General features: G+C 50.8%; 14 protein-coding genes and 3 tRNA genes. 3 read left to right on the forward strand and 14 right to left on the reverse strand.

Features of this window, described 5'->3' with window-relative positions; all coding sequences use genetic code 11:
• Positions 1–85 precede the first annotated feature (85 nt).
• Positions 86–826, reverse strand: a complete 741-nt coding sequence (gene rlmB / locus H8K43_RS13710) for a 23S rRNA (guanosine(2251)-2'-O)-methyltransferase RlmB (protein ID WP_186904381.1) — start codon at positions 824–826, stop codon at positions 86–88.
• 176 nt (positions 827–1,002) lie between these two features.
• Positions 1,003–3,456 carry a ribonuclease R gene (rnr, locus tag H8K43_RS13715; protein ID WP_186904382.1) on the reverse strand — a complete coding sequence of 818 codons (2,454 nt, stop codon included), beginning with the start codon at positions 3,454–3,456 and terminating at the stop codon, positions 1,003–1,005.
• A 166-nt stretch (positions 3,457–3,622) separates the two neighbouring features.
• Between rnr and H8K43_RS13720 the strand changes: the two genes are divergently transcribed.
• From H8K43_RS13720 to H8K43_RS13730, 3 genes are all read left to right on the forward strand, one after another.
• Positions 3,623–3,707, forward strand: a tRNA-Leu gene (locus H8K43_RS13720).
• Between the two features lie 169 nt (positions 3,708–3,876).
• Positions 3,877–3,961 (forward strand) — tRNA-Leu (locus H8K43_RS13725).
• A gap of 182 nt (positions 3,962–4,143) precedes the next feature.
• Positions 4,144–4,228, forward strand: a tRNA-Leu gene (locus H8K43_RS13730).
• A 182-nt stretch (positions 4,229–4,410) separates the two neighbouring features.
• On the opposite strand, the gene H8K43_RS13735 is transcribed toward H8K43_RS13730, so the two are convergent.
• The 12 genes from H8K43_RS13735 to ispG all read right to left on the reverse strand — a co-directional run bounded on the left by H8K43_RS13735 (position 4,411) and on the right by ispG (position 17,149).
• A complete protein-coding gene (locus H8K43_RS13735; protein WP_162020951.1) occupies positions 4,411–4,953 on the reverse strand; it encodes a phosphoribosyltransferase in 543 nt (180 codons plus the stop codon).
• Positions 4,954–4,969: 16 nt separating this feature from the next.
• Positions 4,970–6,283 carry an adenylosuccinate synthase gene (locus H8K43_RS13740; protein ID WP_162020952.1) on the reverse strand — a complete coding sequence of 438 codons (1,314 nt, stop codon included), beginning with the start codon at positions 6,281–6,283 and terminating at the stop codon, positions 4,970–4,972.
• Between the two features lie 3 nt (positions 6,284–6,286).
• Entirely contained in the window at positions 6,287–7,438 is a 1,152-nt protein-coding gene (locus H8K43_RS13745) for an ATP phosphoribosyltransferase regulatory subunit (RefSeq protein WP_162020953.1), read from the reverse strand.
• 98 nt (positions 7,439–7,536) lie between these two features.
• The gene (gene hflC, locus H8K43_RS13750) at positions 7,537–8,439 is read right to left on the reverse strand and encodes a protease modulator HflC (protein WP_186904383.1); all 903 of its coding nucleotides are present in this window, start codon (positions 8,437–8,439) and stop codon (positions 7,537–7,539) included.
• The gene (hflK, locus tag H8K43_RS13755; protein WP_186904384.1) at positions 8,439–9,713 is read right to left on the reverse strand and encodes an FtsH protease activity modulator HflK; all 1,275 of its coding nucleotides are present in this window, start codon (positions 9,711–9,713) and stop codon (positions 8,439–8,441) included. The genes hflC and hflK overlap by 1 nt, the downstream gene beginning before the upstream one ends.
• Before the next feature lie 36 nt (positions 9,714–9,749).
• The gene (gene hflX / locus H8K43_RS13760; RefSeq protein ID WP_186904385.1) at positions 9,750–10,877 is read right to left on the reverse strand and encodes a GTPase HflX; all 1,128 of its coding nucleotides are present in this window, start codon (positions 10,875–10,877) and stop codon (positions 9,750–9,752) included.
• A gap of 38 nt (positions 10,878–10,915) precedes the next feature.
• Entirely contained in the window at positions 10,916–11,152 is a 237-nt protein-coding gene (hfq, locus tag H8K43_RS13765) for an RNA chaperone Hfq (protein ID WP_162020957.1), read from the reverse strand.
• Positions 11,153–11,307: 155 nt separating this feature from the next.
• Positions 11,308–12,648, reverse strand: a complete 1,341-nt coding sequence (gene der, locus H8K43_RS13770) for a ribosome biogenesis GTPase Der (RefSeq protein ID WP_186904386.1) — start codon at positions 12,646–12,648, stop codon at positions 11,308–11,310.
• Positions 12,649–12,653: 5 nt separating this feature from the next.
• Positions 12,654–13,799 (reverse strand): outer membrane protein assembly factor BamB, encoded by a 1,146-nt coding sequence (gene bamB, locus H8K43_RS13775; protein ID WP_186904387.1) that lies wholly within the window; start codon positions 13,797–13,799, stop codon positions 12,654–12,656.
• Between the two features lie 11 nt (positions 13,800–13,810).
• The gene (locus tag H8K43_RS13780) at positions 13,811–14,461 is read right to left on the reverse strand and encodes a YfgM family protein (RefSeq protein ID WP_186904388.1); all 651 of its coding nucleotides are present in this window, start codon (positions 14,459–14,461) and stop codon (positions 13,811–13,813) included.
• Between the two features lie 15 nt (positions 14,462–14,476).
• The gene (gene hisS, locus H8K43_RS13785; RefSeq protein WP_162020961.1) at positions 14,477–15,835 is read right to left on the reverse strand and encodes a histidine--tRNA ligase; all 1,359 of its coding nucleotides are present in this window, start codon (positions 15,833–15,835) and stop codon (positions 14,477–14,479) included.
• Between the two features lie 66 nt (positions 15,836–15,901).
• A complete protein-coding gene (gene ispG / locus H8K43_RS13790; RefSeq protein WP_230403955.1) occupies positions 15,902–17,149 on the reverse strand; it encodes a flavodoxin-dependent (E)-4-hydroxy-3-methylbut-2-enyl-diphosphate synthase in 1,248 nt (415 codons plus the stop codon).
• Between the last annotated feature and the right edge of the window lie 7 nt (positions 17,150–17,156).

The following is a 17,156-nucleotide window of genomic DNA, read 5'->3' on the forward strand; positions in this document are numbered from 1 at the left end:
TAAGTTGGAGTGAAACAGGCAGGAATAGTAGCGCATCCTGAGAAAGTCCGCACAGCGCGGACTATCCCGATTCAGGAGCTGTTGATTAGGCTTTGACCGTGCGTTGACGGCGCGCTTCGTACAGACAAACACCGGACGCCACAGAGACGTTCAGGCTTTCGACCGAGCCCAGCATAGGAATGCTGACCAGATGGTCACAGGTTTCGCGGGTCAGGCGACGCATACCTTCACCTTCTGCACCCATCACCAGAGCGATACCGCCCGTCATATCAACGTCGTAGATGGTTTTATCTACTTCATCCGCAGTGCCAATCAGCCAGATATCACGTTCCTGCAATTCACGCAAAGTACGCGCGAGGTTAGTCACGGTGATATAAGGCACAGTCTCGGCAGCACCACTGGCGACCTTAGCCACAGTCGCATTCAAACCGACTGCACGGTCTTTCGGTGCGATCACCGCATGTGCACCGACACCATCGGCCACACGCAGGCAGGCTCCCAGGTTATGCGGATCGGTCACGCCATCCAATACCAGCAACAAAGGTGGCCCCTCAATCGCATCCAGCAATTCATCCAGATTGCGCGCCAGCGACAACTCACCCGCTTTCGCAACGACGCCCTGATGGCGGCGCGTGCCAACCATATTGGAGAGACGCTGGTCATCTGCATGAATGATACGGATACCGGCCGCCTTCACAGACTGCAGCAAATCATTCATACGGCGGTCATGCCGTTCAGCATCGACATACACTTCTTCCACCGAAGAAGCTTCGTGGCGAATACGGGAGGTCACGGCATGGAAGCCGAAAATCATTTTACTTTTCATAAACTCTTTTTTCTTAATTTTCTTACTTTTCTTAATGAAGACTGATGCAAGCTGTTACGGCCATTGAGTTCTGACAATCGCGATAACACCTTAGTGTATGTGAGGCATCCGTCTTTTTTTCTTAGACAGGGAGCGCAGTCAGGTCAGTGACAGAACTGCAGCTCCCTGAGTTACCACTAGCGTCGCTTCCGTGAGGATTTAGACGCAGATTTGCTGACTGCTGCTTTCTTTTTGCGCGCAACAGGATTGGCCTTAGGTGCTCTGCCTGCAGGCGCAGAACGCGCTTTGCGTACTTCCACCGGTTCAGCCGCATAAGCCGCTTTGGCTTTGGAAGGACGCTCAGATTTCTCTGCTGCAGATCCGGACTTGGTTTTGCCACGCACACCGGCCACACCTGCCTGCGAACCAGGCTGGACGATACTCAGATCTATCTTACGTGCATCCAGATCCACCCGGCTGACCTGTACTTTTACCTTATCCATCAACTGGTAGCGCTTACCAGTACGCTCACCGCGCAATTCATGGCGCGCCTCGTCGTACTGGAAGTAATCCGTACCAAGCTCGGTGATATGCACCAGGCCTTCGATATAGATATCATCAAGCTGAACAAAGATACCGAACTGGGTGACACCGGAAATCGTGCCGATAAACTCTTCACCCAGTTTGTTTTTGATGTAATAGCACTTCAGCCAGGCTTCCACATCGCGCGAAGCCTCATCCGCTCTGCGCTCATTGGCAGAGCAATGGGTACCCAGCATATCCCAGATACCTGGATCTTTTTCCACCTTTTGCTTACCTGCCGCTTTATCCGCCTGCAATTGCTTACGCGCTGCATTCGAAATGGTGGTGTTCAGCAAAGTCGTATCTATCCCTTTAGGCTCGTAGGTCTTACCTTGCAGGATGGCCTTGATCGCGCGGTGCGTGAGCAAATCAGGATAGCGCCGGATCGGGCTGGTGAAATGGGCATAGGCTTCATACGACAAGCCAAAATGGCCGATATTATCCGGGCTGTAGACCGCTTGCTGCATAGAACGCAACAGCATAGTCTGCAACAAGGCCGCATCTGGCCTGCCCTTCACCTTCTCCAACAAGGCTGCATAATCGCTGGCCTTAGGCGCATCACCACCACCCAGGAACAAACCAACTTGCTTGAGGAAGTTCCTGACCTGCGTCAGTTTTTCCTTAGTCGGTCCTGCATGGATACGGTAAGTACCGTGGTGTTTATAGGTTTCCAGCAAATTCGCGGCGCACACATTGGCGGCCAGCATGCATTCTTCGATGAGCTTATGCGCATCATTTCTGGTACGTGGGATAATCTTTTCTATTTTGCCCGCAGCATTGCAAACGATATAGGTTTCTGTGGTTTCGAAATCAATCGCACCGCGCACATGACGCGCTTTCAGCAAGGCCTGAAACACTTCATATAAGTGGCTCAGATGCGGCACCAGGGCCTGACGTTTAGCGGCTTCTGGCCCCTTGGTATTGCCAAGGATGGCGGCGACTTCAGTGTAGGTAAAGCGGGCCGCAGAATGGATCACTGCCGGGTAAAACTGATAGGCCTGGATCTCACCTTCCTTAGTGATGACCATATCGCATACCAGCGTCAGACGATCCACATCCGGATTCAGTGAGCACAGACCATTAGACAGCTTTTCCGGCAGCATAGGAATCACGCGGCGCGGAAAATATACCGAGGTGCTGCGCGCTAAAGCATCATGGTCCAATGCATCATTGGGCTTCACATAGTGACTCACGTCTGCGATTGCGACAATCAGGCGATAGCCTTTGCTGCGCCCGATTTTGACAGGTTCGCAATAGACCGCATCATCAAAATCCCGTGCATCTTCACCGTCTATGGTGACCAAATGCACATCGCGTAAGTCGACGCGTTCTGCCAGATCTTTTGCCAGCACTTCTGAAGGCAATTTCGCGGCAACTTTTAACGCGGCATCAGAGAAGATATGCGGCACACCAAACTTGCGAACTGCAATCTCAATTTCCATGCCGGGGTCATCAATCTCACCCAGCACTTCGACTATCTTCCCTACCGCTTGCGCATAACGGGTAGGCTGCTCGATTAATTCGACACTGACCACTTGTCCGGCTTTTACTTTTCCGGGGGCAGCAGCAAGCAGGATGTCCTGACTAAAGCGCTTGTCTTCAGGCGCAACTACCCATACGCCATTTTCATGCAGCAATCTGCCGATCACATGGGTATTAGCGCGCTCTGTAATTTCAACGATCCCACCCTCAAGCCGGCCACGGCGATCAGTACCAACGATCTTGGCCATGACACGGTCACCATGCAAGACTTTCTGCATTTCACGCTCAGGCAGGAATAAGTCTTCGCTGCCATCATCGGGGATCAGGAAGCCATAACCTTCACGGTGGCTACTGACTTTTCCCGAAATAAAACTGTCTTGATTAGCCAAAGTGTATTGGCCAGATTTACCCAGTTTGATTTGCCCGTCACGTTCCATTGCGTTCAGTCGTCGCGTCATGCCCTCGAACTCCTCTGGTTTTACATGCAGTTGATCCGCCAGCGCCTCAGCACTGAGCTTAGCCTTACTTGTACGAAGAATACCGAGAATTTCTTCCCGACTTGGAATGGGGTATAAATGTTTATTCAAATGTAATGAATTTCTAAAAATAAAATAAAATGCCTACAGCAACAATATACTGCAGTGCACCCAGACAGTTTACCGGAGCAACGCTTTTTTACCTAACTATTCTTGCATTTTTCAACGGACCGCCTTGACATCAATTCCAATTAATCTATAATCGCGGTCTTCCGTTGCCCACGTGGCGGAATTGGTAGACGCGCATGGTTCAGGTCCATGTGCCGCGAGGTGTGGGGGTTCGAGTCCCTCCGTGGGCACCAAGATTGCTAGGCCCGGTCAGTGAAAATTGACCGGGCCTTTTGCATTATTCCGACCACAATCTTCACAAAATCAACACGCATCACCAGACACCCTGCCACCGTGCAGCATAATTTTCCGTCACCCCCTGTGCAAACCACGCACATTACCCTATAATAGCTGTCTTCCGTTGCCCACGTGGCGGAATTGGTAGACGCGCATGGTTCAGGTCCATGTGCCGCGAGGTGTGGGGGTTCGAGTCCCTCCGTGGGCACCAAGATTGCTAGGCCCGGTCAGTGAAAATTGACCGGGCCTTTTGCATTATTTCGATCACAAATTTCGACCACAATCTTCACAAAATCAACACGCATCACCAGGCGCCCTGCCACCGCGCAGCAAAAATTTCCCTTACCCCCTGTGCAAACCACGCACATTACCCTATAATAGCTGTCTTCCGTTGCCCACGTGGCGGAATTGGTAGACGCGCATGGTTCAGGTCCATGTGCCGCGAGGTGTGGGGGTTCGAGTCCCTCCGTGGGCACCAAGATTGCCAGGCCCGGTCAGTGAAAATTGACCGGGCCTTTTGCATTCTGCGCCCGATACTCATCCCTGCACTCATCCTTGCACACACCTCATCAGCAACTGTCCGCGCCGAACCCCGTCACATCCTTTGCGTACACATAAAAAAACAGAAGCCTGAGCTTCTGTTTTTAAATGGAACCAGACTTACGCAGTCTCGCCTCTTTTCAGCCATGCATTCAGCTGGTGCGGACGGATACCGTCATATTCTTCAAACGGCTGATGTATCCATGGATTAGTCGGCAGGTGATCCACATAATAATCTGGCTCTACTGTAGAGCATGCTTTAAACCAGATTACCGCAGACTTTACCTCAGTCACGCCTGGGAAATTTTCACGCAGATGATGCAATACGCGCTCCAGGGTGACGCCGGAATCGACCAGGTCATCTACCACCAGAACACGCCCCTGCAAAGAACCCTTAGTCATCGAAATGTATTTACCGATATCGAGCGAGCCCTGCACAGTGCCCGCCTCTTCACGGTAAGAGCTGGTCGACAAAATAGCCAGCGGCACATCGAAGATACGCGAGAAAATATCACCAGGACGCAAACCGCCACGCGCCAGACACAGTACCTGATCAAACTTCCAGCCTGACTCATGCACCTTCAAAGCCAGCTGTTCGATAGAACGGTGATATGCGTCCCAGGAAACCCACAGGTGCTTATCGTCAGATTCAGGAGTATTCATATTTCTTATTTCTTTCTTAATTAAACGGATGACGCAGAACGATAGTTTCTTCGCGATCCGGGCCCGTAGAAACCATATCTACCGGCACACCAACCAACTCTTCAATACGTTTGATGTAATTGCGCGCATTCAGCGGCAACGCTTCCATCGTTTTAGCACCAACGGTGGACTCAGTCCAACCTGGCATTTCTTCATAGACAGCCACACAACGGGATGCCTCTTCCGCGCCGACCGGGAAAATGTCAACTGGTTTACCATCGATCAGATAACCCGTGCACAGCTTCAGACTTTCCAGGCCATCGAGCACATCCAGCTTAGTCAGACACATGCCGGACACACCGTTAATTTGCACCGAACGCTTGAGCAAAGCTGCATCAAACCAGCCGCAACGACGCGCACGGCCAGTCACAGTACCAAACTCATGACCAACGCTAGCCAAATGATGACCGACACCTGCATCGGTAGGCAATTCAGACGGGAAAGGACCGGAACCTACACGGGTTGTGTAAGCCTTAGTGATACCCAGGATGTAGTGCAACATGTTTGGACCAACACCGGCACCGGCTGCAGCATTGCCAGCCACACAGTTACTCGATGTGACAAAAGGATAGGTACCGTGATCGACGTCCAGCAAACTGCCTTGCGCACCTTCAAACAGCAGGCTGGCACCCGCTTTATGCGCGGCATACAATTCACTCGACACATCCGCCACCATAGGACGCAGGCGCGGAACCAGAGCCAGTGCATCATCCAGTGTTTTTTGGAAATCCACCGCAGGTGCATGCAGATAATTCGTCAGCACAAAGTTGTGATAATCCAGATTTTCTTTGAGCTTTTCTGCAAAGCGCTCAGCATTCAACAAGTCAGCCACGCGGATTGCACGGCGCGCTACTTTATCTTCGTAAGCTGGGCCTATGCCTTTGCCGGTAGTACCGATTTTTGCCGCGCCACGTGCCGCCTCACGCGCTGCATCCAATGCAGTGTGATAAGGCAGAATCACAGGGCAAGCCTCGGAAATCTTGAGACGAGAAGCGACTTCAACACCATTCGCTTGCAGCTTATCGATCTCTCGCAGCAGATCAGGCACCGATAACACCACACCATTACCGATGTAGCAGGCGGTACCTTCACGCATAATCCCGGAAGGGATTAATTGCAGTGCGGTTTTCTGGCCGCCGATAACCAGCGTATGGCCTGCATTATGACCGCCTTGAAAGCGCACTACGCCCTGCGCATGATCTGTCAGCCAGTCTACGATCTTACCTTTACCCTCATCACCCCACTGGGTACCGATAACTACGACATTTTTTGCGATTTTATTGTTCGACATCACTTAGTCCACATTTTGAAGAATCCAATTTTCACCATCGAAAACAACTACGCGATTGCAGTCGAATTCGTCTTGTTCATTCTCATGACCTGGCATGCTTTGTATAACTACTTCACCAGCATCACGCAATGCTTTAATTTTTTCACGCAGTGCGGAATCGCGGCTCCAGGGAGCGCGGATGGCGACTTTACGCCCCGCAGCCGGCATCAGTCTGGCCAGTTCACGCAAATCAAGTGAGAACCCAGTCGCCGGACGCGCCCGGCCAAACGCCTCACCCACATGATCGTAGCGACCACCACGTGCCACTGCATTCGGCAAGCCGCTGACAAAGGCACTGAACATCACACCACTGTGATAGTGGTAGCCCCGCAAATCGGCCAGATCGATAATGACATGATCTGCGCCAACCAGATTAGACAATACTTCGAGTTCACTCAATGCTTTTTCTATACCCGCCACTTGCGGCAGACGCATACGCGCAGTTTTGAGTATGCTCACATCGCCATATAGCGAAGGCAAGGCCAGCAAAGCAGACCGCACTACCGGTGCATAGGCAGCACTGATCGCGTCTATACCAGGCACATCCTTCGCTTCCAGCAAGGCATACAGCTTATCTTCGTCAGCCTTGGCGCGCGCATCCAGCTCCAGGATGGAGCGCAACACACCAACATGGCACAGATCCAGGCGCACATTATTAACACCGACCGCCTGCAGACAACCAATCACGATTTCATGAATTTCCGCATCCGCTTCCAAGCCAGCATGACCATAGATTTCAGCACCGATCTGTACTGGCTCACGGGTTGCATGCAAACCCGAAGGACGGGTATGCAATACACTGCCCGCATAGCACAGGCGAGTCACATAATTGCGATTCAACAAATGCGCATCGATACGCGCCACCTGGGTTGTCATATCCGCACGCAAACCCATGGTGCGGCCAGAAATCTGATCCACCAGTTTAAAAGTACGTAAATCCATATCCTGCCCGGCACCGGTCAGCAAGGACTCGATGTATTCCAGCATAGGCGGCATCACCATTTCATAGCCGTAGAGGCGGAAATGATCCAGAAAAACGCGACGTAAATCCTCAATCTTGCGCGCCTCGGACGGCAAGATATCTGCAATATTCTCAGGTAAAAGCCAGTTTGGCATGAAAAACATTCAAAAAAAAGAAAGACCGCAACAAAATGCGATCCGCACCGGTTAAGGTGCGGATCGCTAGTCTGGGTCAGTAAGTCAGGATGAAACGCTTATTTCGCTTTCGCTGGCGCGGCAGCCGCACCGGCAGGATTAGAGCCCTTAAAATATTTGAAAAAATCAGAACTAGGATCAACCACGATCACATCCGATTTGCTCCGGAAAGTGCTGCGATAGGCTTCCAGGCTCTTATAAAATTTATAAAATTCTGGATTCTGTCCAAATGCCTGCGCATAAATCTGCGACGCTTCCGCATCACCAGCACCCTTCATCTGCTCCGCTTCGCGATAAGCTTCCGCCAGAATCACGACACGCTGGCGGTCAGCGTCAGCCCGAATTTTCTCAGATTCTGCCGCGCCAGTCGAGCGCAATTCGTTCGCAACACGTGTGCGTTCGGCTTTCATACGCTCATACACAGAGTTATTAATCTGCTCTACGTAATCAACACGCTTCAAACGTACGTCAATAATATCAACACCAATCTGACGCGCTTCTTCAGTGACCTTGGCTTTGATGGCCTCCATGACTTTGCCACGCTCACCGGAAATCACATCACGCACAGAACGCTTGGTGATTTCATCATTCAAAGCAGCTTTCACAATTTGCGATAAACGATCCTGCGCCTTACGCTCATCACTGCCAAAACTCACGAAGTAGAGCTTAGGGTTAGTGATTTTCCACTTCACATAAGAATCCACCAGAATGTTCTTTTTCTCGGCAGTGATAAAGCGATCCGCTTCGGCAGAGTCTATCGTCAGATTGCGCTTATCCAAAAACAAGACATTCTGAAACGGTGGTGGCAACTTGAAATGCAAACCAGGCTCGCTGATCACGGATTTCACTTCACCGAAGGAAAAGACGATAGCGTGTGACTTTTGATCAACCACGAAAATTGTCGAATACGCGAAGATCAGCGCCGCCACTAAAGAGGCGAATACACTAGCTAATTTACTCATTATCTTGTCTCCCGATCACGAGAATCACGGCTATCTCTGGATCGCCCATCTTTACTGTAACGCATTTCAACGGTAGGAATCTGCTCGGTGGCAGGAGGCGCAACTGGCGCTACCGGTTTAGCAGCAGGATCCTGCGTCTGCAGCATTTTATCCAGTGGCAGATACAACATATTGTTACCTGCTTTGGTATCCAGCATCAGCTTGCCAGTGCTGGAGAATATTTGCTGCATAGTTTCCAGATACATGCGGTCGCGGGTCACTGCAGGTGCCTTCTGATACTCAGACAAGACCTGTTTGAAGCGGGAAGCATTACCTTCGGCATTCGCCACCACACGTGACTTATACCCCTCTGCCTCTTGCAACAAGCGCGACGCTTCGCCCTTAGCTTTAGGAATTACCTCATTGGCATAGGCCTGGCCTTCATTTTTCTGGCGCTCTTTATCCTGTCCGGCTTTTACCGCATCATCAAATGCTGTCTGCACTTGTTCCGGCGGCTGCACACCTTGCATGGTGACGTTAGTGACCAGTACGCCAGCGTTGTAGCGATCCAGTATTTGCTGCATCAATGCACTGGTATCGAGCGCGACTTTTTCACGGCCCTCATACAGTACAAAGTCCATCTTGCTCTTACCGACGATTTCACGAATCGCAGTTTCAGCAACCTGACGTATCATTTCATCCTGATCGCGGCTGTTACCAAGTTCGCGGTTGTTATACAACCATTCAGCAGCGCTCTTGAGCTTGTACTGAACTGCAAACTGAATATCGACGATGTTTTCGTCATCCGTCAGCATCAGTGATTCTCTGGCCTCTTTCAACTTCACCGATTTGCGGTAACCGACTTCTACCGTACGTACCTGAGAAACGTTGACTATTTCGTGATGTTGAACAGGATAAGGCCAACGCCAGTTCATACCGGCACCGGTAACATGACTGTATTTTCCAAAAGTGGTAATGACTGCGGTTTGACCTTCCTGAACGATGAATACACCGCTGACCAGCCAGACAAAGGCAAAAACGACGGCGATTGCACCTACACCAAAACGGGCACTGGCGGGATCAGGAGAAAAGCCATTGCCGTCACCACCATTACCGCCATCTTTACCACCCAGCAAACGCGCAATGCGCTGATTCAGATCTTTCCAGACCTGATCCAGATCCGGCGGCGTATCGGGAGATTTTTTATCGTCCTTAGGATTGTTAGATCCCCTGCCCCATTGCGGGTCATTTAAAGACAAAGTCAAACCGATTCTTTTGAGAAACGAAGCAATCATTCTTTTGCTATCCAAAATTAGTAGGTTGGACTACTGTTACAAAAAACGGATATCGTCGGGATCAGGTGCCTGGTCCTTTTTCCCGGAAATCTGTTGCGCCTTTTGCAGCGCGAAATCCGCAACTGCCTGCCTCAATAAATCGAGACCAGCCCCAGTTCTTGCACTTACGGAAATACGTTCGATTCTACCATACTCGTCATAGCCGACACTGGGCCCGGCATCCGTCAAATCTATCTTGTTGAAGACGATCAACTGCGGCACATTATCCGCACCAATTTCTTTCAGAACCAGATTGACCTGCGCCATCTGATCCTCGCGTACCGCACTGCCCGCATCCACCACATGCAACAACAGATCTGCATGAATAGTCTCTTCCAGGGTCGCCTTAAACGCGGCAACCAGTTGATGTGGCAACTCACGGATAAAGCCAACGGTATCTGAAATTACGATGCTGCCAGATTCACCCAGATACAAGCGCCGCGAAGTCGTGTCCAGCGTTGCAAACAACTGATCTGCCGCATAGGTACCCGCCTTGGTCAGTGCATTGAACAAAGTGGATTTCCCTGCATTGGTATACCCGACCAGGGACACCGTAAACTCTTGATTCCTGCCTCGCGCACGGCGCTGGGTTTCACGTTGCTTCTGTAACTTATCCAAACGCGACTTTAGCATCTTGACGCGATCACCAAGCAAACGTCTGTCTGTTTCTAACTGTGTTTCACCCGGACCACGTAAGCCGATACCACCTTTTTGACGTTCCAGATGGGTCCAGCCCCGCACCAGGCGGGTCGCCAAATGCTGCAACTGAGCCAGCTCGACCTGCAGCTTACCGTCATGGCTTTTCGCTCTTTGCGCAAAAATATCCAGTATCAGGCTGGTACGGTCCACAATACGCACTTTACAAACGCGCTCCAGATTCCGCTGCTGAGCAGGTGATAAGGCATGATTGAAGATGACGACCTCTAACTGATCGTCAGCCACCATATCTGCTATCTCCTGCGCCTTACCAGAACCAACAAACAAAGCTGCATCAGGCGCATTGCGTTTACAAGTCAATACATGTGCCGGCTGCACACCGGCAGACTGGCTTAACAGCGTGAGTTCTTCCAGACTTGCAGTCGTATCTTCCCGACCAAAATCAACCCCGACAAGAATGGCACGCATTAATCTGCCAACCTAAAGAAAATACAAAAATTCAAAATTTACTCAGCGTCCGCTTCAGAATTGATACTCACCGCACGGGCTGGGACGACGGTAGAAATGGCGTGTTTGTATACCATTTGTGTCACTGTGTTGCGGAGCAAGACTACATACTGGTCGAAAGACTCAATATGTCCTTGCAGTTTGATACCGTTAACCAGATAGATAGAAACAGGAATATGTTCCTTACGCAAAGCGTTCAGAAACGGGTCTTGTAACAATTGCCCTTTATTACTCATAGCAGCTCCATTGTGTTGTTGTGATCAGGAGATTGGGGCGAATTGCTCAGTATCAAGCCCTACCCCAAGTTGTATTACAGAATAACTCTAAACTAGATTTTATCTTTAGCGCAAACTGATTATTGCTAAAAATAAAAAATTTCAGAAAACCAACATTATTTCGACTTATCGAAAGGATTTTTACCGGAACGCATTTCTATACGCAGCGGGGTACCTGTCAGCGAAAAAGTTTCGCGGAAATGCTTCTCCAGATAACGCTTATAGACATCACCCACTGCTTCCAGCGCATTGCCGTGGATAACGATAATCGGCGGATTCTGACCACCCTGATGCGCATAGCGCAATTTAGGACGGATAGAGCCTTTACGCTTAGGCTGTTGATGCTCAACCGCCTCAATCAGGGCACGTGTAAGCTTAGGCGTAGACAAATTGGCCATCGCCGCTTCGTAAGCCGCATCGATCGACTTCATCAAAGGAGCGATACCTGTCGACTTGAGCGCGGAGATAAAGTGAAATTTTGCGAAAGTCAGGAAATTGAGCTTACGTTCAATATCCATCTTAATCTCATCACGCCTGTCACTTTGCAAGCCATCCCATTTATTCACACCAACCACCAGGGCACGGCCAGACTCCAGAATAAAGCCGGCAATATGCGCATCCTGCTCAGAAATATCCTGCTGCGCATCCAGCATCAATAAAACCACATTGGCTTCTGAAACGGATTGCAGGGTTTTGACAACAGAGAATTTCTCGATTGCTTCAAATACCTTGCCACGACGACGGATACCCGCTGTATCGATGAGGGAGTAATTTTTCCCATCACGCTCAAATGGAATTTCTATCGAATCACGGGTAGTGCCCGGCATATCGAAAGCGATCACACGATCTTCACCCAGCAAGGTATTGACCAGCGTCGACTTACCCACATTAGGGCGGCCAACAATAGCGATACGTATGCCTTTTTCTTGCGGCAGCTCAGACTCTTCCTCGGCAGGACGCTGAGTAAAGGCGATATCCAGCGCCTCTTCCACCAGATCTGCAACACCATCACCGTGAGCCGCAGAAATCACATACGGATCACCCATGCCTAATTCGTAAAAATCAGCTGTGACTGAGGTATAACGCATACCCTCTGCTTTATTCACGACCAGCATGACTGATCTGCCTGATTTACGCAGGTAATCGGTAATTGTTTTGTCGTGCGGAGTGAGCCCCTGACGACCATCAACGATAAAGATAACCACATCGGCTTCAGCGACCGCCTGCTTGGTCTGCTTCGCCATTTCATGAACAATACCTTCCTTGGCAACAGGCTCGAAACCACCCGTATCGATCACCAGAAAAGGACGTTCTCCAACCCTGCCCTCACCATAGTGGCGATCACGGGTCAAGCCCGGTAAATCGGCCACCAGGGCATCACGTGAACGGGTGAGCCGATTGAACAGCGTGGATTTGCCGACATTAGGTCGACCTATAAGTGCAATAACCGGCTTCATTTAATTTATTCGGTCGCAATAGCGACAACTGATCCTGACTTTGTTTGAACAATCAGATTCGATCCCGCCACAAGCGACGTTCCCAAAATCTGACTACCATCGGTACTGAGACGACCGATGAAAGAACCATCTTCTCTGGAGAGAAAATGGAGATAACCTGCATAATCACCAACCACGACTGCACGTCCAAAAGAGACAGGTGCAGACAACTGACGATAACCTAACTTTTCATTTCTCCAGGCACTGGTACCACCCTCTTTTGCATACGCATTCACTACACCGGCTAAATCGGCAGCAAACACGAAACGCTCGTCGGCACCAACACCAACCTGGCTGGACAAATTCTTGCTCCAGCGAGCTGCACCTGTTTTTACATCAAAACATCCCACCCGCCCCTGATAAGAACTGGCACAGACATCTTTCCCAACCACAAATGGCATTCCGGATACATCGGCGACGCGTTCCAGCTCGGTCGCACCTTTCGGCTCACCAACTACAGCCTCCCAACGTACACCTCCATTGCTGAGCGCTAAAGCCAGCATGCGACCACCCGGCAAAGCAACAATCACTGTATCGTTGTAAATCACCAGACCAGGTGCCGCACGCAGCGTCAGTGCAGGCAACTGGCGTTCCACCGTCCATTTTTTGGCACCGGTATCGACATCATAAGCACTGATGCGATTATCACTGCCACGCACGATCACCAGCCCGCCACCAACTACAGGTGCAGATAACACTTCACTGCTTTCCTGAATCTTCCATTTCGCTGTGCCATCCGTAGTAAACGCCTGCAAGCCACCTTTTTCAGCAGCGACGACCACGGTATTCATGCCGACACCAACGCCAGCAGTGAGCTTGACACCCGCGCTCACGCGCCAGTCAGTTTTTCCCGAAGCCTGATCAATTCTGATGACAGTACCGTCTGCCGCAGCTGCATAGACTTTGCCGGCATCTGCCGCGGGAACAAATAACTGGTTACCTGCAGAGCCGACAGCAACAGACCATGCCTGACGCACTGCCAGACTGGATTTAATCTCCACCAGCGCGACTGGTGATTTCGCATCCGATTTGGATGAAAACGGATTCAATGAGGAACACGCTGTCAGACCTGCCAGCAAAGCGATAGGAAGCGACTTCAGAAACACATGCATACACACTCCGATTATTGTTTGTCCTGAGCTACAGCACCACCCAATGCATCCAGTTTCAACTGCACCAGTTGTTTGGCGGGGCTTTTGTCCGTCATTTTATCCAGAGCGAGCTGATAGGATTTTTTTGCATCTGCAGTATTACCCTGAGCTACCAGAATGTCCGCCTTGCGATCCGCAACCTCTGCCTGCAGCTCTGCCGGGAATTCAGCTGACAACACTTTCAACGCTTCTTCATAGGCTTTTTCATCCAGCAAAACACCAGCCAGACGAATCTTTGCCAGCGCTTTATATTCTTCGTTTTTACCGGAATCAATCACCCATTGCAGATTTGCCTTGGCAGTCTTCAGGTCATTTGCTTCATACGCCGCTTTTGCCGTGGTCAGCGCAGCCATCGCCGCATAATTCGTAGAAGGAAATTTCTCCTTCATATCGGCTGATACACGTTGAATTTTCTGCGCATCTTTAGCAGCCACAGACTTCGACAACTCCTCGAATAATTGAGAAGCCTGACCCGACTGATTACGCTGATAATTATTCCACTGCACCCAGCCCGCATACGAACCCAGTGCCGCGATCAGGGTCCAGGTAATCAGATTGCCATACTGCTTCCAAGTCGCTTTTAGGGTATCAAGCTGCTCTTGTTCTTCTAAATCGTAAGCCATATTTTTCTAATTTAATTAATGTAAATGAATATGATCAGGGTCATCGCAGCAGTCATCGCCGTGGTGCTCACCGGCGATCTGGTCCAGCAAATAATCCACCACCGTATCAAACGGCACAGTCACCTGATTTGTCTCCTGCTCATCAGCGCGCAAAGCCTTGACCGAAGCCTGCTGATTCACCGCCTCGTCCTCGCCTATGATAACAGCGTATGCAGCACCACTCGCATCCGCTTTTTTCATCTGCGATTTAAAACTACCGACACCGGTCGCCGTCGCACAATGCAGCACCACGTTCAGGCCCGCATCACGCAAACGTTCGCCCAGCACCATCGCCTGCATCTGCGCTTCAGTGGATTGATGCACCAGATAGACGTCGCATTGCGCAGGTTCGTGCATTTCACCGTTTGCCTTCATTAATTCCAGCAAACGTTCCATGCCCATCGCAAAGCCACAGGCTGGTGTTGGCTTACCGCCAAAGGTAGAGAACAAAGTATCGTAACGACCGCCAGCACAAACCGTACCCTGAGAACCTAACTCATCGGTCACCCATTCGAATACTGTGCGGTTGTAGTAATCCATGCCGCGTACCAGGCGAGGATTAATCGTGAATGGCACATTGTTCTGACGCAGTATCGCCTGTACACCTTCAAAGTGGGCCAGCGATTCGCTGCCCAGATACTCGATCAGCTTAGGCGCTGCATTTACCATCTCCTGCATCGCCGGATTTTTGGTATCCAATATGCGCAAAGGATTTGCATGCAGACGGCGCTTGGCTTCTGCATCGAGTATGTCGATATGCTGCTCAAAATAAGCGATCAGTGCCGCACGGTGCGCGTTACGTTCACCGGCATCACCAATGGAATTCAATTCCAGGCGCACATTCTGCAAACCCAGATCATCCCACAAGCGCTGACACATCAGGATCAGCTCTGCATCGATATCGGGGCCGGTAAAACCCAGTGCCTCAATGCCGGTTTGATAGAACTGACGGTAGCGGCCACGCTGCGGCTTTTCATGACGGAACATCGGTCCCACATACCACAGACGCTTAGGACCGTCATACACCAGATTATGCTCAATCGCAGCACGCACCACACCGGCAGTTCCTTCCGGACGCAGCGTCAGCTTATCGCCATTCATCGAATCTTCAAAAGAGTACATCTCTTTTTCGACGATATCCGTCACTTCACCCAGACCTCGCGCAAACAAAGGTGTAGGCTCGACGATAGGGGTACGAATCTGTTGAAAGCCATAGCTTTTCAATACAGACTGGACTGTGTTTTCCAACAATTCCCACATACCGGCGTCGGCAGGAAGAATATCGTTCATCCCTTTTACGCCAACAATTTTTTCTAGTTTTTTATTCTCTGACATAACAAGCCTAACAAATTAATCTTTCAGAACTGACCGCAGCGACTACAGCGCGGACTAAGCCCATCCTTATTTCTGAGCGTAATTGCGCTGCACATAGTCCAGCACGATTTTCTGGAACTCTTGTGCGATATGTTCGCCGCGCAGTGTCATCGCCTTCACACCATCAATGAAAACCGGTGCTGCCGGTGACTCACCTGTACCCGGCAAGCTGATGCCGATATGCGCATGCTTAGATTCACCCGGGCCATTAACGATACAGCCCATCACGGCGACATTCATATTTTCCACGCCAGGGTATTGTGTCTTCCAGACCGGCATCTGATCGCGCAGGAAAGTCTGAATATCATCCGCCAGTTCCTGAAACACGGTAGAGGTAGTCCGGCCACAACCCGGGCACGCAATCACCATAGGCGTGAATTTACGCAAGCCCATGGTTTGCAGTATTTCCTGCGCCACCACAATTTCCTTGCAGCGATCACCACCAGGCTCAGGTGTGAGCGAGATACGGATCGTATCGCCTATACCCTGTTGCAGCAACACAGACAAGGCCGCAGTTGACGCGACGATGCCTTTACTACCCATACCAGCCTCGGTCAGACCAAGATGTAAAGGATAGTCGCAACGCGCTGACAATTCGCGATAAACCGCGATCAGATCCTGCACACCGGACACCTTACAGGACAGAATAATCTTATCGCCAGATAAGCCCAGCTCTTCTGCACGTTCTGCATTTTCAATCGCTGACGTGATCAGCGCCTCGTACATCACGGACTGCGCACTCCAGGGCTGGGAGCGGGCTGCGTTCGCATCCATAATCCGCGCCAGCAAAGCCTGATCGAGGCTACCCCAGTTCACACCGATACGCACAGGCTTATCGTACTGACAGGCGATTTCTATCATCTGCGCAAACTGGCTGTCACGTTTCGCACCCTGCCCTACATTACCCGGATTGATGCGATACTTGGACAAAGCCTGCGCACACTCCGGCACCTCCTTGAGCAGGGTATGGCCGTTATAGTGAAAGTCACCCACCAGCGGCACATCAATACCCATTTTATCGAGCTGATTGCGGATATCCGGCACTGCGCGTGCAGCCTCATGATTATTCACCGTGATACGAACCAGCTCAGAACCGGCACGAGCCAGTTCCTTGATTTGTATCGCGGTACCGATCACATCGGCGGTATCCGTGTTCGTCATCGATTGCACCACCACCGGAGCGCCACCGCCAACTACGACGATTTTATCGCCATAAACAACTTTTGCAGACCGGCGCTGCAGACGTGCTGCAGGACCAGAGACTATCTCAGACAAAAACGGA

Origin of the sequence: Cognatundibacterium curvum (assembly GCF_014284235.1) — a bacterium.
GTDB lineage: Bacteria > Pseudomonadota > Gammaproteobacteria > Burkholderiales > Burkholderiaceae_D > Undibacterium > Undibacterium curvum.

Coding starts and splice junctions, on each gene's coding strand:
- hflX (WP_186904385.1), bottom strand. CDS start 10,877: ATGCGTGCCATTCTTGTCGGGGTTGATTTTGGTCGGGAAGATACGACT.
- der (WP_186904386.1), bottom strand. CDS start 12,648: ATGAAGCCGGTTATTGCACTTATAGGTCGACCTAATGTCGGCAAATCC.
- hfq (WP_162020957.1), bottom strand. CDS start 11,152: ATGAGTAATAAAGGGCAATTGTTACAAGACCCGTTTCTGAACGCTTTG.
- H8K43_RS13745 (WP_162020953.1), bottom strand. CDS start 7,438: ATGCCAAACTGGCTTTTACCTGAGAATATTGCAGATATCTTGCCGTCC.
- bamB (WP_186904387.1), bottom strand. CDS start 13,799: ATGCATGTGTTTCTGAAGTCGCTTCCTATCGCTTTGCTGGCAGGTCTG.
- H8K43_RS13740 (WP_162020952.1), bottom strand. CDS start 6,283: ATGTCGAACAATAAAATCGCAAAAAATGTCGTAGTTATCGGTACCCAG.
- rlmB (WP_186904381.1), bottom strand. CDS start 826: ATGAAAAGTAAAATGATTTTCGGCTTCCATGCCGTGACCTCCCGTATT.
- hflC (WP_186904383.1), bottom strand. CDS start 8,439: ATGAGTAAATTAGCTAGTGTATTCGCCTCTTTAGTGGCGGCGCTGATC.
- H8K43_RS13735 (WP_162020951.1), bottom strand. CDS start 4,953: ATGAATACTCCTGAATCTGACGATAAGCACCTGTGGGTTTCCTGGGAC.
- H8K43_RS13780 (WP_186904388.1), bottom strand. CDS start 14,461: ATGGCTTACGATTTAGAAGAACAAGAGCAGCTTGATACCCTAAAAGCG.
- hflK (WP_186904384.1), bottom strand. CDS start 9,713: ATGATTGCTTCGTTTCTCAAAAGAATCGGTTTGACTTTGTCTTTAAAT.
- hisS (WP_162020961.1), bottom strand. CDS start 15,835: ATGTCAGAGAATAAAAAACTAGAAAAAATTGTTGGCGTAAAAGGGATG.